Annotated in this window: 21 protein-coding genes and 1 pseudogene; 14 read left to right on the plus strand and 8 right to left on the minus strand. The window is 40.0% G+C overall.

Translation table 11 applies throughout. The features are described 5' to 3' along the window. Positions 1-34: 34 nt before the first annotated feature. Positions 35-235 carry a helix-turn-helix transcriptional regulator gene (locus tag PU629_RS07385; RefSeq protein ID WP_275283643.1) on the minus strand — a complete coding sequence of 67 codons (201 nt, stop codon included), beginning with the start codon at positions 233-235 and terminating at the stop codon, positions 35-37. A 201-nt stretch (positions 236-436) separates the two neighbouring features. On the opposite strand from PU629_RS07385, the gene PU629_RS07390 reads away from it, so the two are divergent. From PU629_RS07390 to PU629_RS07410, 5 genes are all read left to right on the plus strand, one after another. Beyond that, a complete protein-coding gene (locus tag PU629_RS07390) occupies positions 437-1,225 on the plus strand; it encodes a ParM/StbA family protein (RefSeq protein WP_275283644.1) in 789 nt (262 codons plus the stop codon). Beyond that, positions 1,215-1,445 (plus strand): hypothetical protein, encoded by a 231-nt coding sequence (locus PU629_RS07395; protein ID WP_275283645.1) that lies wholly within the window; start codon positions 1,215-1,217, stop codon positions 1,443-1,445. Before PU629_RS07390 ends, PU629_RS07395 begins: the two co-directional genes overlap by 11 nt. 3 nt (positions 1,446-1,448) lie before the next feature. Then, positions 1,449-1,586 carry a hypothetical protein gene (locus PU629_RS07400; RefSeq protein WP_275283646.1) on the plus strand — a complete coding sequence of 46 codons (138 nt, stop codon included), beginning with the start codon at positions 1,449-1,451 and terminating at the stop codon, positions 1,584-1,586. Between the two features lie 14 nt (positions 1,587-1,600). After that, positions 1,601-1,768, plus strand: coding sequence for a hypothetical protein (locus PU629_RS07405; RefSeq protein WP_275283647.1), 168 nt, complete (start codon positions 1,601-1,603; stop codon positions 1,766-1,768). Positions 1,769-1,894: 126 nt separating this feature from the next. Then, positions 1,895-2,113, plus strand: a complete 219-nt coding sequence (locus PU629_RS07410; protein WP_275283648.1) for a hypothetical protein — start codon at positions 1,895-1,897, stop codon at positions 2,111-2,113. Positions 2,114-2,300: 187 nt separating this feature from the next. Here the strand turns inward: PU629_RS07410 and tnpC are convergent, their stop codons facing one another. The 3 genes from tnpC to PU629_RS07425 all read right to left on the minus strand — a co-directional run bounded on the left by tnpC (position 2,301) and on the right by PU629_RS07425 (position 4,498). Continuing rightward, positions 2,301-3,881 (minus strand): IS66 family transposase, encoded by a 1,581-nt coding sequence (gene tnpC, locus PU629_RS07415; RefSeq protein ID WP_275282279.1) that lies wholly within the window; start codon positions 3,879-3,881, stop codon positions 2,301-2,303. 78 nt (positions 3,882-3,959) lie between these two features. Continuing rightward, on the minus strand, positions 3,960-4,313 hold the full coding sequence (gene tnpB, locus PU629_RS07420; RefSeq protein ID WP_275282280.1) for an IS66 family insertion sequence element accessory protein TnpB: 354 nt from the start codon (positions 4,311-4,313) through the stop codon (positions 3,960-3,962). Then, positions 4,310-4,498, minus strand: coding sequence for a hypothetical protein (locus PU629_RS07425; RefSeq protein WP_275282281.1), 189 nt, complete (start codon positions 4,496-4,498; stop codon positions 4,310-4,312). The genes tnpB and PU629_RS07425 overlap by 4 nt, the downstream gene beginning before the upstream one ends. Before the next feature lie 59 nt (positions 4,499-4,557). Between PU629_RS07425 and PU629_RS07430 the strand changes: the two genes are divergently transcribed. The 8 genes and pseudogenes from PU629_RS07430 to PU629_RS07465 all read left to right on the plus strand — a co-directional run. Then, the gene (locus PU629_RS07430; protein ID WP_275283649.1) at positions 4,558-4,884 is read left to right on the plus strand and encodes a hypothetical protein; all 327 of its coding nucleotides are present in this window, start codon (positions 4,558-4,560) and stop codon (positions 4,882-4,884) included. Between the two features lie 431 nt (positions 4,885-5,315). Next, on the plus strand, positions 5,316-5,489 hold the full coding sequence (locus tag PU629_RS07435; protein WP_275283650.1) for a hypothetical protein: 174 nt from the start codon (positions 5,316-5,318) through the stop codon (positions 5,487-5,489). A gap of 10 nt (positions 5,490-5,499) precedes the next feature. After that, positions 5,500-5,655 carry a hypothetical protein gene (locus PU629_RS07440; protein ID WP_275283651.1) on the plus strand — a complete coding sequence of 52 codons (156 nt, stop codon included), beginning with the start codon at positions 5,500-5,502 and terminating at the stop codon, positions 5,653-5,655. 249 nt (positions 5,656-5,904) lie between these two features. Further along, entirely contained in the window at positions 5,905-6,174 is a 270-nt protein-coding gene (locus tag PU629_RS07445; protein ID WP_275283652.1) for a hypothetical protein, read from the plus strand. Further along, positions 6,171-7,322 (plus strand): FtsK/SpoIIIE domain-containing protein, encoded by a 1,152-nt coding sequence (locus tag PU629_RS07450; protein WP_275283653.1) that lies wholly within the window; start codon positions 6,171-6,173, stop codon positions 7,320-7,322. The genes PU629_RS07445 and PU629_RS07450 overlap by 4 nt, the downstream gene beginning before the upstream one ends. Next, entirely contained in the window at positions 7,264-7,875 is a 612-nt protein-coding gene (locus tag PU629_RS07455; protein ID WP_275283654.1) for a replication-relaxation family protein, read from the plus strand. The genes PU629_RS07450 and PU629_RS07455 overlap by 59 nt, the downstream gene beginning before the upstream one ends. 204 nt (positions 7,876-8,079) lie before the next feature. Beyond that, positions 8,080-9,588, plus strand: coding sequence for a recombinase family protein (locus tag PU629_RS07460; RefSeq protein ID WP_275283655.1), 1,509 nt, complete (start codon positions 8,080-8,082; stop codon positions 9,586-9,588). A gap of 24 nt (positions 9,589-9,612) precedes the next feature. After that, positions 9,613-9,990 (plus strand): annotated as a pseudogene (locus tag PU629_RS07465) (sigma-70 family RNA polymerase sigma factor); the annotation flags it as partial. 163 nt (positions 9,991-10,153) lie between these two features. Here PU629_RS07465 and PU629_RS07470 read toward each other — a convergent pair. Together PU629_RS07470 and PU629_RS07475 are read right to left on the minus strand one after the other, a co-directional pair. Beyond that, positions 10,154-11,752 carry an ABC-F family ATP-binding cassette domain-containing protein gene (locus tag PU629_RS07470; RefSeq protein WP_275283656.1) on the minus strand — a complete coding sequence of 533 codons (1,599 nt, stop codon included), beginning with the start codon at positions 11,750-11,752 and terminating at the stop codon, positions 10,154-10,156. Positions 11,753-12,163: 411 nt separating this feature from the next. Further along, the gene (locus PU629_RS07475; RefSeq protein ID WP_275283657.1) at positions 12,164-13,885 is read right to left on the minus strand and encodes a Na+/H+ antiporter NhaC family protein; all 1,722 of its coding nucleotides are present in this window, start codon (positions 13,883-13,885) and stop codon (positions 12,164-12,166) included. A 161-nt stretch (positions 13,886-14,046) separates the two neighbouring features. On the opposite strand from PU629_RS07475, the gene PU629_RS07480 reads away from it, so the two are divergent. Beyond that, entirely contained in the window at positions 14,047-14,154 is a 108-nt protein-coding gene (locus PU629_RS07480) for a YjcZ family sporulation protein (RefSeq protein WP_275283658.1), read from the plus strand. Positions 14,155-14,294: 140 nt separating this feature from the next. Here PU629_RS07480 and PU629_RS07485 read toward each other — a convergent pair whose 3' ends face one another. Continuing rightward, positions 14,295-15,545 carry a cation:proton antiporter gene (locus tag PU629_RS07485; RefSeq protein WP_275283659.1) on the minus strand — a complete coding sequence of 417 codons (1,251 nt, stop codon included), beginning with the start codon at positions 15,543-15,545 and terminating at the stop codon, positions 14,295-14,297. Positions 15,546-15,821: 276 nt separating this feature from the next. Continuing rightward, a complete protein-coding gene (gene sda, locus PU629_RS07490; protein ID WP_275284375.1) occupies positions 15,822-15,968 on the minus strand; it encodes a sporulation histidine kinase inhibitor Sda in 147 nt (48 codons plus the stop codon). Positions 15,969-15,997: the final 29 nt, after the last annotated feature.

Consider the following 15,997-nt stretch of genomic DNA (forward strand, 5'->3'; position numbering starts at 1 on the left):
ACTATCTCTCCTTTCATTTTGTCTATAGTCATGTTTATTCCACTAAATGCCCCCATAGTTCTTCAACAGATGTTTCTAATACGCGGGCTAGCTTAATAGCAACTTTTAACTTTGGTTCTTTTGTCTCTCCGGATAATATCTTTGAAAAAGCACTTAAAGATATCCCTGCCTTATTTGCTACAAATCCTTTTTTAAGACCTTTTTCTGCGATTTTAACTGCGATTTTTGTTCCCATTTTCATCACCCACTATAAATATTCTTCAAATAAATAGTTTGTCCTCTTATTTTTTTTGAAGGGGACAAGATAACTTTTTAAAACAATGGGCATAAACCTATATCACAAGACAATTTCAGAAATAGTTCCCAACCAATTCTTAAAAGCTTAAAAACTACTTGTCTTTTCAGAAATAGTTTTGAAATGAGGAGGTTGATAGGGATGAATATAGTTGGCGTCGATGTTGGGCGCTGTAACGTAAAAGTTTTTTATCAGAGTGGCCATTTCATGTATCCATCAAACTTAGGTGAGTTAAGAGATATGGAATTTACCGATGAGCGAGGTAAGGACGACATTATCGGGGAGTACAGAGGCAGGCATTTCACGGCCGGCACGATCACCCGAGAAAGTGATTATCAGACACCTCTGATGACCGAGAACAAGGTCCATGAGGATACACTTATTCTCACTCTCATAGGGCTGCACAAGGCATTTGAATCGAGTGAAGTTGGTATAGTAACAAACCTACCAATAAATAACCATTCAAAGGATAAGAAACGTCTGAAGCAGCTACTCGAGGGATTTCACGAGATCACTTTGAATGGTGTTAAGAAATCTTTCCACGTCCATTGTGAAGTGGCTCCAGAAGGATCAGGTATCTTTAAATATGCGGGACCTGGCGTAATCCACGGATTAAATATCGGGTCAAGAACAGTGAATGCCATAACATTTGAAGATGGTGTTAAGATCGGACGCCTGTCAGACACCTTTGACTTTGGAACTCTGACCAATAAAAGTAAAAACACATTAGGAATGGGAAAAGAAATCGCGGGTCGTATTAGCCAATTGAAGTGGCATGAAGAAGAACCTATCTATCTTTGTGGCGGAGGAGCTTCCGAGGTAGTTAGCGAACTGATGCGTTATTATCGCATGATTAGAATTACTCCTGATCCAATGTTTACGGATGCAGAAGCGTTTTACAAGATAGCGAGGGAAGTTTATGAGCTCTAAATACGTCAGCAAGAGTGTGACCTTTAATAAGCACAGCGAGCAACAAATGAAGATCTGGAAATGGTGTAAGGATGAAACAAACGATTTTAAGAATCAGAACTTTGCCGATTTCATCAGAGAAAAACTTGAATGGTGTATTAACCATGAAGGTGGTGGCTCATTCGTACCCGTTGAGCAGCCAAAACATCAAACAGGTTGGAGCTCATTGTTAGGGGGATAGAAAGTGTTTAATATCGCGAAGTCCATTACCATTGCCGCGGCTAAAAAAGCGGTGAAGATTGATCCACAGGACTTTATCACTCAAGACAATGTAACGACGGCTGTTAAGATTGCTGGGCACGTTATTAAATGGCTATTTTGAGGAGGAATGTTGCGATGGAAGATCAGGTTCAATTTATTATGGATAAAATTTATAACCGCTATATTGACGACAAAAAAGTAAGTCAAGATATATGTCTTTTGTGCGCTATAATTCAAATCCAACAAAAAACAATCGAGGATACAATGAATCTTATCCTTAGTTTGGAGGATGAAAATGATTAAAACTGCGATTATCACGGCTTATGTCATCCACAAGATTTACTGGAAAGCCACTCACAAGGAACGCAGGATCACATGGGTTAAGTTCTTCGAGGTTAAGTGATTTTAATGATGAGGAGTTGAATGTTTTTGATACACCAAATAACCGAAGTAAAATTCAACCACCTAGTCGAACATTATGTGTTTCATCTAGATAATAACGACATTGTTCTTCTTAGCCAAAAACAGTTAAAAGATAACCACACAGCGTATAGATCCATCGGTGGTAAAATTTATATTCCAATTTTTAAAGATTTTGAGCTTGATGACAGGCATGAAGAAATCACAGCTTTTGAATTAATGGAGTAACTAACTCCCTATTTAACGCTGCTAGGTATGTAGATGGGAGGAGGGATAATATGATTGAAAAATTGCTTATTATGTTGGGAAAGAAGATCGGTACCTCAACCGTAAGCCCGAAATATAGAAAAAAGCGCACCTTTACGGTACGCATTACAAATAGCCGTATATTCTTGATTTTTTATCAAAAATACGGCTATTTGCCACATTCTAATTGGATATTCTGTGACCAAGGCATATATTGTTTTAGAATTTCTGGATCTCTATGAATATCTAAATTTGGCAGATCAGTTAGTAACTTTACAAGATACTGATAGAAATCGACGCCATTTGCTTGAGCGGTTTCTGCGAGGCTCAAACAAACGGCATTTGCTTGAGCACCAGCTTCACTTACGGAGTGAAGCCAATTTTTCCGACCAATAACACTTGGCCGAATGGCATTTTCAGCCGGATTATTATCAATTTCAATCCGGCCATCATTTAAGAATGCTTTTAAGCCATCCATCCGGTTAAACGTGTACTGAACAGCTTTTGCGATGGCGCTTTTCCCCAAGAATGGTAAGCCTTCAATCCACGCCAGTAATTTATCAACGATTGGCTTTGAATATTTTTGCCGTTGCTTGCGTCTTTTACTCGGAGGTAAGTGCTTGAATTGTCTTTCTAACCGATATAAATCATCACAAAATTTCACACCGGTTTTCCCATTCTTACTTTCTACTTTCAACCAATAACGTCGGACGTGGGCCCAACAATTCGCAAAGGTTACGCCTTTAATTTTGTCATAGGCGGAATAGCCATCGCAGATAATGGTTCCAGAAAAATCACCTAGAAAGTTTTCAAGAACAGAGCGAGAGCGCGATAACGAACTTTGGAACAAAATAATCGTGGGGCCTTGACTAGGGACACTTCGATAGACCCAATTGTAGGCGTTAGTCTGTCCGGATTTACCATCAGATCGGTTAATAATTTGTCCGTAAGTTTCATCAACATGTAAAAGAGATTTAGTCATTACGGCTTGTTTCATTTGTTCGTAAATAAGCAATAACCAATCCTGAGAAACACGGATAACCCAATTTGAAAGATTTTTATCATTGGTTTTTAGACCATATCGTTCCCATTCCTTTACCTGACGATAAAGGGGCAAGTATTGTATGAATTTATCATAGATCACTTTGGCAAGGACACTAGGACTTGCGAGACTCCGTTGAATGGGAGGTTGCGGGGATTTTCCGCGTTTAATCTGTGCTTTTTGATGTAAATCAGTTTTACATTCCTTACATTCATAGGCATGTTCAATGTGTTGAATTTTCTTCATTCTTGCTGGAACAAACTCTGCTTCTTCACGCGTAACGGTGCTACCAATTTCAATCATTTGCCCTTGACAACAGTCACAGACCAAATTTTCAGGGTGATGATGAACAGCTTCTATTTCAATACCGTCGTCCAGTGAATCGTTCCGTTTTTTATTTTGAGCTTTTCGTACAACAGTGTAAGAAATCGTCTGTTGGCTTTGTTCTTCTGTATGCTCAGGTTCGCTAAAAGATGGGTCATCCTCAAATAATGAAAATTGTCCCTCTGGACCGTTATATTTAGATTTCTCGGTTTTTGAACCATATAAACGCTTTGTTAAATGGCGAATTTGCTCGGTTAATGCTTCAATCTGTTTAGTTGATTGATCTAGCTTTTTTGATAGATCCTTGTTTTGTTGATTGGAATGATCCAATTGCTCTTCGAGAAGTCGTATTAACTTCTCGTTATTGTTAGAAGCATTACCCATACTATCACCACTTTTCCGATCGTGTCAGTTCTTCCTATTATACCATCTCGAATAGCGGTTGAAAGATAAAAATCTAATTTAAAATGCACTTGCCTGCGATCTTTGAATGGCTTTGGGTTGCTGGAGCGATAAACCTTCTAACAACCAGCGAAGCTCTTGTTGTGTTAGGTTACGTACTTCCTTTTCATCTTTCGGCCATTGAAGTTTTCCGTTATCCAATCGCTTATAAAGCATGGCAAATCCATTGCCATCAAAATACAAACACTTATATCGATCTTTACTTCGACCAGAGAACAGAAAGATGGAATCCCCATAAAGGTCAAGTTCGAAAGAATCTTGAATCAAAGTTGCGAGACCATCGATCCCTTTTCTCATGTCAGTCTTACCGCAAATAATATAAATGTTTTCCACATTTGTATAATCGTGTTTCATCGATTTTTCAGCTCCCTCATGACCGTTCGGATGATGTGCTCCTCAATGCCGTTATGGAAGGTAATTTCTGTAGTTGCCGTTTTGATCATGCACGTGGGACTTGAGGATAGAGCTAATGATTTTGCTGCTGCAGTACATTCGTTATGTAAAGTAACGGGGACGATAGTCAGTTTTTTCTCTAGCATATTAAAAGCACCTCCTTAAATTAATACATCAATCGTACCAGGAGGTGCTGCTGTTTTATATGCGTGATTTGAATTCGGGCTTACCCTCAACCGGATCGATGGGGCGCATTGTGGCCAGTAGATCAACGTCTAAGATATCGGATGATGTAAATGAATTGGCGCATGATGAATTAGTAAGCCACGACTATCTCAGAGGATTAATTGCCAGGTCTCGAGATAAGGAACAGTTAGGACGCATACTCCACTATCTGGACCATAACAACACTGCTAATCTCTCACACAATCAATTTATGGAATTGCGATCTTTAGTCTTTGACCGATTCAAAGATATGAAACTTGCTGAATTGCTAAGTCACTTGGACTTAATCATCATGCACTTTTTCTGAGGGGGATTATTGATGAAAGACTATCGGAATTGGTGCAGTAAATTCCTGTCTGCTGAATGCCCGAATAACTGCCATTATGCCACCTGGTGTAAATATCGAGAGGAGTTGGAGCAATTGGTATCGGCAACTAAGAAAAATTGCATTAAATGCGGATCAATCATGTTTTCTAGTCAAGAAGTGTGTTCGTCATGCCGAGAAAAAGAACGTGTTTTAAAAACTTATGGGTGTTTTAAACCAGAACCTTTACCGTCTCACTTCATCCGTTGTCCAAAATGCAACTCAGCTAACATATTTTCCAGAGGATACGCAATTTCGTGGGTAGATTTTAATGTTAATTATAACGAAATCACAGACATTTTTGAGACCGAACCACCGGAAGAAATCGAGTATTATCAATGCAAAGATTGTAGGCATGAATGGAGACCTGATAAATGAAAGAGGAATTTGCACAATTCTTGCTTAAACGGATTGGCAAAAAGCTAGACGATGTAATTAACACTCCTGACTACAACGGAGAAGAGATAATAACCCATGTTGAAGATATTCGAGACTATTTAACCCAATTGACCCATCTTATGGCCGAATGTATTACTTGGTTTTTCTAGGAGGTGTAAGATGCTAACCATATCACTCATTGGAGGATGTCTTTTTATAACTTCTGAATTGTTAAAAAATAGAGGATATACTCAATTATCAAAAGGAATTTACCCAATAGGAACAGGATTAGGATTAATAACATTATTGTGGAAAATAAAAGGATTATTAATATAATCTCCCAAACAAACGGAACAAAAATAGACAAAATAATACCCTTTAAACATCAACAAAAATAACACTTCCGACTTCTATTCATAGGAGGAATACCAAATGGAACACAACACGGAATAGAAGTCGGAATAAAGAACGGAAGGATGAGCGGAATGATTAAATGGTTAACAGGAATATTTTACTGTGGTTATTGCGGGAAGTATACTCCGCACGATCTAAACACTGACCGTTGCAAAAAATGTGGAGCTTAAAATGATCTTGCTTACAGCATTAAAATTAACAGCAGTTTGGCTCACCTATGAAGTTGGGATAGTTGGTACACAAATTACTCGCGGCATTATACGTGAACAAAGGCGAGATCGGTGGCACGAACAATCGGATGAATGGCTTAAACCGGATCATAACCAGGCTGACTACCCTCAGTATTATAAAAAGCCTTATGTACCACCGACCATTATCTTTAAACAATACCGTGAAGAATATTTGAAATGGGAAGAGTGGAAAGGTGATCGGTTTCAATGATCAATTTGATCGCGGGCAGCTGCTTAATTGCCCTAACCTACTACTGGATACGAAGTTATGATAAAAACGTATCTAAACTCAAAAAAGTATTTGAAAACTGTGGACTAAAAGCCGGTGATCAGATACCAATGTTTTCTAAAAAACGTGGCAATGTTTACTTGTTTAGATTGCCTCCTGGACTAACAGCTGATGCAGTAAAAGATAAAAAGGCTGCGTTTGAGGATGCTTTTCCTGATAAAGCAATCGATATCAGTTTTAAAAAAGCGCTGCGGATCCTAATCACAGATCCCTTACCCGAATCAATACCTTACGATGAGTCCGAAGCTAAAGGCTGGTCAATCCCATTTGGTAAAGATTTAGAAAAAGTCATTAGACATAATTTCTCACACTACCCACACCTACTTGTGGCCGGCATGACGCGATATGGTAAATCAGTTTTGTTGAGTTTAATCATCTGCATGTTGCTTAAATTTAAGCCTAACAAAACTAAATTAGTTCTTATTGATCTAAAAGGCGGCCTCGAACTTAACCAGTATTCCAAATTAAAACAATGTAAAGCATTTGCGAAGAATGTGGATGAAGCTTACGAAGTGTTAAAACAATTAAAGAGAGAAGTGGAAACTCGCCAAAAGATATTCCTACAAAGAGGCTATAAGAAAATCGAGGAGGCAAAGGAACCTTTTGAGCGAGTGTTTATCATTATTGACGAAGCTGCACAATTAAATTCACACGGTATAAAGGGCGACGAGGGTAAAATGCTCAAAGAGTGCGAACGGCTCCTGGCTTATTGTGCTCAGATCGGCGCCGGCATGGGTTATCATCTCATCTATGCGACTCAGTATCCCACCATGCAGACCCTTCCACAGCAGGTTAAAAATAACTGTGATGCCAGGATTAGTTTTCAATTGGGTAGCGGTACAGCAAGCCGAGTAGTATTTGATGAGACTGATAAAGCAGAAAAGCTTCCACACATTCGCGGGCGCGCTATTTATCGCACAGATAAAGATGTCGAGCTGCAGGTATTTAAGATGACGGATCAGCAGGTCATGGATATTATTGAAGCAAATAAACGAGAGGAGGATGATCCAATTGGACCGTCAGACTCTGAAGATAACGAGAGAGGAGCAGATACTTTTTACTTTGAATGATTTAGGTTTTGCAACAAGGAGTCAGTTGCAGCGTATCCACGATCTAGGAGGAGATCGTAACGCTAGAAGGGTTTTAAACAACATGAGTGCATATTTAAACAGCTTTCAAGATAGAGAAAATGTTTATTATCTAAATAAAAAAGGAGCCGAAAGGATCGGCTCAGATAAAATACTAACTAGGAATCAGAAATACCAGCACACGTTAATGAGAAATGAGTTGTACATTCACCTTGGCCAGCCAAATACCTGGAAGCCAGAAGTAACGATTAACGTCCCTGATAAGATAAAAATACGCATGGACGCATGTTTTAATGACGACAGAAACATACCCGTATTCGTCGAGATAGATAACCTCCAAAAAATGATTGAAAACCATAAGAAGCTTGAACACTACAAACAACTCAAAGACCTTAAAGTTTTACAAAAGAAATACGGTGTTTTTCCACTTATCGTATGGTTAACGACCACTAAGCTTAGACGTGATAAGATATATAAAATATCCAAAGAGTATGGGTTAAAAACAGATATCTTTTTAAAGGATGAATTATTATAAAAACTTATAACAAGCTGCCTAGGAATTGATCCTGGGCCTTATTTTTATAATTTGCGCTTTGTAAACTGTACAAGCGGTCATCTCATATACATTACTCGAGGTGACCGCATATGCATATTGAAATCATTGAAGGTAATTCTACTGACAAAGCAAGACGGGCCTGTTATGATTATTTGAGGGAGATATATCGGAGGGAGAAACTATATGATAGCCGTTTATGCAAGGGTCAGCACAGAAGAGCAAGCGAAAAAAGGGTTCAGTCTCCAAGATCAAGTGAAAGAATGCCGAAAAAAGGCTCAGAGCAATGATGTACTTGAGTATATAGACGAGGGTATAAGTGGCGAAATCCTAGACAGACCAGCTCTAACAAAACTTAGAAATGACGTGAAAGAAGGGTTAATTACTAAAGTGGTTTGCCTGGATCCGGACCGACTTTCTAGAAAGCTCATGAATCAATTGATTATTACAGATGAATTTGATAAGCGAGGCGTTGATCTAGTTTTTGTTAATGGAGAATATGCTAAAACCCCAGAAGGTAATTTGTTTTACTCTATGCGGGGAGCCATTGCTGAGTTTGAGAAATCTAAAATCAATGAACGTATGAGCCGTGGTAGGAGAGAAAAAGCTAGACAAGGTAAAGTTTTAAGAGATTTTAAAATCTATGGTTATAGCTATGACAAAGAGACGGCAAAAATAATCATAAATGAATCAGAGGCTGAGATTGTTCGTTTAATATTCGACTTGTTCTTAAATCCGAATGGACGTGTCAAAGGTATTAATGGGATAGCCAATTATTTAACCGATAAGAGAATACCAACTAAAACGGGAAAAAGTACTTGGCATCGCCAGGTTGTTAGACAGATCTTAATGAATGAAGCCTACACTGGAGTCTTTTATCAAAATAAGTGGAATACAGAGGGCATGTTAGGTAACAAACACAAACCTAAAGAAGAACGTGTCCCAATGACAATGCGACCAAAAGAAGAATGGATAAAAATTGATTGTCCTGCCATTATTGATAAAGCAGCCTTTAATTATGCTCAAAGAATTCTTTCTCAGTCCAGGAGAAGGTGGGCAAAAGAATCCCGACATTCGTACTTACTTAGTGGTCTTTTAAGGTGTGGAGATTGTGGGAACACCATGACAGGCCGGCAGCATACTAATTGGGGTAAAAAAGTATTTTATTATTCAGACGAGAAAAATACAGCCGGAGCTCAGAACCGCGGTTGCGGTAGGAGAGTGAAGGTAGAAGATATTGACAATGAAATATGGGAGAAGGTCAGAGCCTGGCTAGATAATCCTGAGGAAATTGCAGCAGCTGCAGATCAATCAAACGATAAACAAAATCTAACTTTTGAAGAATCTGAAATAGCACGTTTAGAAAAGGAAATCGACAAAGCACAAACGGGTAGGAAAAGATTATTGAAACTTTTTGCTGAAGGACTCGATATCTCTGAAAGCGAAATTAGAGAATCTATAAAAGAATTAAAGGAAAAAGAAGAATCATTAATTAAGCAGCTTGAGGAATTGAAACATTTACAAGATGAATTAAGCCAATCGGAATTTAATGTAAATATCCTTAGTAAAGCTTCTCAGTATTATCTTGAAAAGGGAAAGGATAACATGACCTTCGTTGATAAAAGAGAGTTGATACGAAAAGCCATAAAGGAAATTCGGGTATACGAAGATAGGATTCGAATTTACACATTTTAACGCACCGCTAATGACATTTAAATCGAGATATTAATGCATTTGCGCGGCTTAAAGAAGACAAGTAAAGATGTATCCTTAAATGATCCGATTGGTCAAGATAAAGAAGGCAATGAAATTAGCCTTATAGATGTCTTAAAATCCAAAAATAAAGATATTATAGATGAAATTTCATTGAACATGGAAAAAGAAAAGATCTACCAGCATCTTCATATTTTGGATGACCGTGAGAAAGAGGTGGTCATTGCCCGTTTCGGTTTGGATCATAATGAAGAATTAACCCAAAGAGAAATTGCAAAGAAGCTGAAAATTTCAAGGAGCTATGTCTCTCGCATTGAAAAACGTGCCCTCATGAAGCTTTTCAATGAATTTTACCGCGAGCCCACCCGTGCAAAAGGGCATTAAATAAATGAGTGAGAAGCATAGTTCTTGTTCCATCAGAAAAATCCGTTTGAACGATTAGGGATGTTTAAGGCCTCCGCCATTCTGAACTTGGCGGAGGCCTAAGTTTTTATCAAAAGAAAAAGGGACTGAAAAGTGGAGATTCAGTCCCTTTGTTACAAGATTATTACACTGACAATTTCATATCCAGGTATTCATCATAGGTGATTGACTTATCAAAGATCTTGCCGTCCTCTTGAATGTCGATTACGCGGTTGGCGATGGTTTGCACGAACTGGTGGTCATGTGACGCAAAGATCATGGAACCTTTAAAGTTGATTAAGCCGTTATTCAGCGCTTGAATGGATTCCAAGTCTAAGTGGTTGGTCGGTTCATCGAGAAGGAGAACGTTGGCACCGCTAAGCATCATTTTAGACAGCATGCAGCGCACTTTTTCGCCTCCAGATAACACGCTCACCTTTTTCAAAACTTCCTCTCCAGAGAAAAGCATTCTGCCTAAAAATCCGCGCAAGAAGCTTTCACTCTGTTCGTTCGGAGAAAATTGACGGAGCCAATCGACGAGATTGCTGTCATTCCCCTCGAAGTACTCGGAGTTATCTTTAGGGAAATAGCTTTGAGAGGTTGTAATCCCCCATTTATAAGTCCCGCTGTCAGGCTCGAGCTCACCCGCTAAGATTTTAAAGAGAGTGGTTTTGGCCACTTCGCTTGTTCCAACAAGGGCAATTTTATCCCCGCGATTCATGATAAAGGAGACATTATCTAATACTTTTATGCCGTCCACCGTTTTGGTAAGGCCTTGAACTTGTAACAAGTCATTTCCAATTTCTCTCTCAGGTGTAAAAGCGACATAGGGATATTTTCTAGAAGATGGCTTGATATCATCCAATGTGATCTTATCAAGCAGTTTCTTTCGGGAAGTCGCTTGACGAGATTTTGAAGCATTGGCGCTAAAACGCTGAATGAAAGTTTGCAGTTCTTTAATCTTTTCTTCTTTTTTCTTGTTGGCATCCTGCATCATTTGCTGGGCAAATTGACTGGATTCGTACCAGAAGTCGTAGTTACCAACATAGATTTGAATCTTCCCGTAATCAAGATCCGCAATATGCGTACAAACATTATTTAAGAAGTGACGATCGTGACTCACCACGATAACGGTGTTTTCGAAGTTAATCAAAAACTCCTCAAGCCAATGAATCGCTTGGAGGTCTAAGTGGTTGGTCGGCTCGTCCAAAAGAAGCACATCCGGCTTACCAAACAGTGCTTGTGCGAGAAGCACCTTCACTTTTTCTGAACCGCTAAGCTCTGCCATCTTTTTCGTATGAAGGTCTTGGGTAATGCCGAGTCCTTGAAGCAGGATGGCCGCATCGGATTCAGCTTCCCAGCCGTTCAACTCGGCAAATTCGCCTTCCAGCTCAGCGGCTTTCATGCCATCTTCTTCTGTGAACTCGGATTTCATATAAATGGCGTCTTTTTCTTGCATAATCGTGTATAAACGCGCATGTCCCATTATCACGGTTGTGATGACATCATAGTCCTCGTATTGGAAGTGATCTTGCTTAAGGACAGCAAGGCGTTCGTTGGGTGACATCGAAACGTCACCTTTTTGCGGTTCAATTTCTCCTGCCAAGATTTTTAAAAAGGTCGATTTTCCTGCGCCGTTTGCTCCGATCAGGCCGTAGCAGTTACCAGGTGTGAATTTTATATTAACCTCTTCGAAGAGTTTCCGATCACCATATTGCAGGCTTACATTATTAACTGTAATCACATTTGGGTCCCCCCATCATAAAATACAACTTATTCATTATAACATGTCCTTATCTAAAGAAGAAAGAGGGGAAGCCATAATGGAGAGAACCGTGAGCCTGAAAGTGTAAGAAAGTTTATACATGTAGTCGTAAAATGGAGTGGATTTTGCGGCCTCGGGGGGTGCCCACCAGATTGACGGTAGGATTTGAAAAAATGGTCTGTAAGAGGAGCTTTCCCACGAAATCGGAGGTTAGCATTCGAAAAAATGGTGGACAAGCAGACTTTGCCATACACCAATTTTGTTTGATGTGTCACGACGATCCGCATTTCCGCGCCTAGGCGCCATATGTTGGTTTGTTTTTATGTAATAGCCTCCGATGGTAAGACCATCGGAGGCTATTGGTTATTTTGAGAGGTTGCGATTAACCTGTTATAAGAAAAATGAGAAGCCTGTAAATAGGATTGTGGCGATCCCGACGGCAATCAGGGCCGGCACAAGCTTAGATCTCGAATAGTCGACTACAGGCAAGTCAAGGACGGTACATAAGGTGACGGTGTTGTCACTAAGCGGTGAGCAAAATGCTCCGAAAGTTCCGCTGGCAAAGACGGCACCAATTACAAGTAAAATATTAGCGCCTGAATTGTGGGCGACCATGATTCCAAGCGGCATGAGCAAGCCCCATGTTCCCCAAGAGGAGCCAATAAAATAGGAGATAAGACAGCCGAGTAAAAAAAGAATTGGAGCGACAAAGTGACTGGGAATCCAACTGACGTGGGACGTAATGAACTTGGAAAAGCCCAGGTCCTCTGAAACGGCTGAGACACCCCAAATTAGAGCAAGCAAGACGACAACGGACATCAATTGGTTTCCGCCGCTAATAAAATTCGAGACAATGCTTGTAAGTGGAATCTTTTGAATTAAGAAAAACACGATGCTCAGCACTAACGTAATAAAGAGAGATTCCAACATGACCCCTAATGCATCTGATTTAATAAAAGCGCCCATAAAGTTATTGGCTTTTGCATGTCCATCCCACCAGCTTAAAAACAGGGTCAATAAAAGGACGGTTATAAGCGGTAGGATTAAGTTAAGCGGGCGCGATGGCAGCGAGTCATCAAAAGACTCTTTATCGCTTTTCTTTTTCTCTAATTTCTCTGGGTGTTTCACCAGGTCTTGAGCATCCATATGTCTGGCATATTCCTCGTTGTAATTAACGGCTTGATAATCGTCGGATACTCCCGTCGCGTCTTGATCAGCCATGTTTGACACCTGTGGCATAAGAGACGGGTCATAGGTATCGCTTGAATTTTTGCTTTTTTTCTTAGCAGGTCGAAGGGTCGGGTCCGGAGCACCTGTGGCTGGATTAATGGGGGAGTCCCCATCGTGCGTTTGCATAAACGATTTTTTTTCAGCCATCGCCATTTCCGGAGTTCCAATTGAATTGAGACTTTGCTGTCGCTTCGACTCATCCGCTTGGCTATCTACGGCAGTCTTTTCATGCTTTTGATGCATGAAGAAGGTGTAATAGAGACCAACCGCAAGAATGGCAAATGAAAAGAAGTTAAAGGGGATGCTTTCTACATAAGTTAAATAGGCAGGACGATTGATATGAGAATGACCAAGCGCTGTATTGATGAGTCCCACCATATAACCGACAAACCCCGTCGCAATAGGGACAAGAGCCACCACTGGATTGGACGTGATTTCTATGACTAAGCCGATACGTCTTGCCGACATGTTGAGTTTATCCTTTAGGGCTTTCATGATAGGGCCAATGGTTACAATTCGAAAGTCAGGGTCGCTAAAGGTGCCAAGCGTAGAAAGCCAGACTAAGACCATTGCCCCTTTTTGCGTTTTAATTTTGCGGCTGACGAGTTCAACAAATCCTTTAATTCCCCCTGCGATGGTAATAAGGTTGACGAGACCTGCAAAGCCATAAAGGAAGATAATGATACGAATGTTACTGGATTGAACGGTGGTAGACGTGATATAAGACAGAAATTTTTTAACACCGCCCATAATACTCGGCTCCACGAGAAAGCTTCCGACTAACAGAGAGACAAATAAGGCTGGCTGTACTTGTTTAGTCCATATACTTATAGGAATTACAAGTAAAAAAGGGATCAGTGAGACCCATGATCCATGATCCATATCATCCACCTCTTTCTTAAAAAGTCATCATGCGCTTCTCTTAGTTTTAACTGGAGATTAACTTTTTATGAAGAAAGTGGTGAATCGGCCCAAACGTTGGACGGGCGATTGTCATATATTATGGGTAGAAGCTTAAATAAAGGGCTGAAGGAGTGAATGAGATGTCTGAAAAAGTAGGTGCTACAACAACTTACGGTGGCGGCGGATTCTTTCTAATCGTTGTGCTTTTCATTTTGCTTATTATCGTTGGAGCTTCATACATCTGTTAAGTGCTTATATAGAAAACTAGGCTCGCGCCAAGCCTTTAGGCTGAAACCGTGAGTCTGGTTGCACTTGTTCCTAAAAAAGTTTTACTGCGTTTAATAAAAAAGGTTAGCCATATTATCTGGCTAACCTTTTCGCATTATTGTTACTCTTGTGAGGATGAAGGTTTGACAATCAAGCCAAGCTTCTTGGCTACGATTCCTGTGGTGCTTGCCTGAATTAATATGGTGATCAGGATCGCCATAAAGGTGACGGAAAAGATGAGATTTCCATATTTGACGCCAGAAACAAGGATCATCCCAGAGAGTGCTGCAGGAATAACGCCTGTTTCACGAACCCAGAACATAAATAATATTTCTTTCCATTCCCACTTAGCTTTTCGGTCAGGGAATGTACAGGCCATAACGGCAAGGGGGCGAGCAACAAACATAAAGACGAGTACAATGATCAGTCCTTGCCACCAAAAATGGCTGAGTGACGAGAATTGAACTTGAGTGCCAAGCAGCATAAAGATCAGTGTTCGCATAATGAGTGTTGTCGTTTCACCAAATTCAAAAAGATTCCGATTGGATCTTCTATGTAATTCCAAATTGAATAGTTGAGGATTTCCTGAAATAATGCCAGCTGTGAAGGTTGCCATAAAACCACTTGCCCCAATTGATTCGGCTGCTAAATAAGCCCCAATAGCCATCATAGCTCCTACTATGTGGGAATACTCATGAAAAAAGCCTAGCCGGTGCTGGGATTTCAGAAGAAGTCCAATATACCCAACGATGGCTCCCAGTAAAAGGCCGCCTCCAGCTTGTAAGACGAACTCGCCGACACCTGCCCCGATGGAAACCTTTGCCTGTGATAGAATAATGCCGAGCAAGGTAATGGTTAATATAGAGCCCGTTGCATCATTAAACGCAGATTCACTTTCGACTGTCTGTCTGACTTTATCACGGATTTTGACTTGCTTGAAAACCGGAATCAATGTGGCGGGATCTGTTGGTGAAATAACGGCCGCAAGCAAGAGAGCGTAGACAATAGGAATGCCAACAACCCAATGAGCCACTAGCCCAACGACCACGACCATGATGAGTACACCTAATATTGAAAGTAAGGATAAGGTTCTCCACACTTTTTTTAAGACACTCATATCTATGGCTCTGCCGCCATCAAACAAGATTAAAATAGACCCTAAATAGATTATAAATTGATAAGCAACAGAATTGCTTGGTTGAGAAATTAAATGAAGCCCTGGAGGTCCGATTAATATCCCTATAATTATAAAAAGCGCGATGTCCGGAACCTGAATTTTTTTGGCCACTTGCATCATGAATAGGCCAAAAGCAAAAATAATAAAAATCATAAGCAGTTCACTTTGAACCATATCTGTAACACTCGATTGCATGTCTTTCCTCCTCATTTGTAATTAAAGGAGATTAAGGATTCATCCCTCTCAAAAGCCATCTTCTAAATCTAAAGAGTTCTCATTCGTATTCGAATATGAGAGCGATTGAATCAGCAGCCTCCTACCTCTAATACGTTGCCCCACATTAAATGGTAACATTATTTCCTAATTTTTAAAATGATAGGGGCAGATAGGCGCATTGGATTCTTTGATCCCTTCCCTTTTTGCAAAAAAATAAAACGAGCAAAGCTGCTCGTTAGTTGTAAGGAGGTCCTTTTAATTGAGTTGAGAAGAAGTGAGATGTTTATCCAAAGCTCTTCTCGAAATTTCTTTTTCAATAAGTTGAATAAAATCACGGCTAAGGCGAAGTTCTTTGGCTTTATAATAGGATTCAAGTAAAAGCTCATCAGATAAATGTTCCATGGGTACCCGCATACAAGCGGATTCACCTC

The sequence above is a fragment of the Pullulanibacillus sp. KACC 23026 genome (assembly GCF_029094525.1).
Taxonomy (GTDB): Bacteria; Bacillota; Bacilli; order Bacillales; family Sporolactobacillaceae; genus KACC-23026.

Coding starts and splice junctions, on each gene's coding strand:
- PU629_RS07425 (WP_275282281.1), bottom strand. CDS start 4,498: ATGCTAGAGAAAAAACTGACTATCGTCCCCGTTACTTTACATAACGAA.
- PU629_RS07440 (WP_275283651.1), top strand. CDS start 5,500: ATGCTAACCATATCACTCATTGGAGGATGTCTTTTTATAACTTCTGAA.
- PU629_RS07390 (WP_275283644.1), top strand. CDS start 437: ATGAATATAGTTGGCGTCGATGTTGGGCGCTGTAACGTAAAAGTTTTT.
- PU629_RS07480 (WP_275283658.1), top strand. CDS start 14,047: ATGTCTGAAAAAGTAGGTGCTACAACAACTTACGGTGGCGGCGGATTC.
- sda (WP_275284375.1), bottom strand. CDS start 15,968: ATGGAACATTTATCTGATGAGCTTTTACTTGAATCCTATTATAAAGCC.
- PU629_RS07460 (WP_275283655.1), top strand. CDS start 8,080: ATGATAGCCGTTTATGCAAGGGTCAGCACAGAAGAGCAAGCGAAAAAA.
- tnpC (WP_275282279.1), bottom strand. CDS start 3,881: ATGGGTAATGCTTCTAACAATAACGAGAAGTTAATACGACTTCTCGAA.
- PU629_RS07450 (WP_275283653.1), top strand. CDS start 6,171: ATGATCAATTTGATCGCGGGCAGCTGCTTAATTGCCCTAACCTACTAC.
- PU629_RS07435 (WP_275283650.1), top strand. CDS start 5,316: ATGAAAGAGGAATTTGCACAATTCTTGCTTAAACGGATTGGCAAAAAG.
- PU629_RS07475 (WP_275283657.1), bottom strand. CDS start 13,885: ATGGATCATGGATCATGGGTCTCACTGATCCCTTTTTTACTTGTAATT.
- PU629_RS07430 (WP_275283649.1), top strand. CDS start 4,558: ATGCGTGATTTGAATTCGGGCTTACCCTCAACCGGATCGATGGGGCGC.
- tnpB (WP_275282280.1), bottom strand. CDS start 4,313: ATGAAACACGATTATACAAATGTGGAAAACATTTATATTATTTGCGGT.
- PU629_RS07485 (WP_275283659.1), bottom strand. CDS start 15,545: ATGCAATCGAGTGTTACAGATATGGTTCAAAGTGAACTGCTTATGATT.
- PU629_RS07405 (WP_275283647.1), top strand. CDS start 1,601: ATGGAAGATCAGGTTCAATTTATTATGGATAAAATTTATAACCGCTAT.
- PU629_RS07445 (WP_275283652.1), top strand. CDS start 5,905: ATGATCTTGCTTACAGCATTAAAATTAACAGCAGTTTGGCTCACCTAT.
- PU629_RS07395 (WP_275283645.1), top strand. CDS start 1,215: ATGAGCTCTAAATACGTCAGCAAGAGTGTGACCTTTAATAAGCACAGC.
- PU629_RS07385 (WP_275283643.1), bottom strand. CDS start 235: ATGGGAACAAAAATCGCAGTTAAAATCGCAGAAAAAGGTCTTAAAAAA.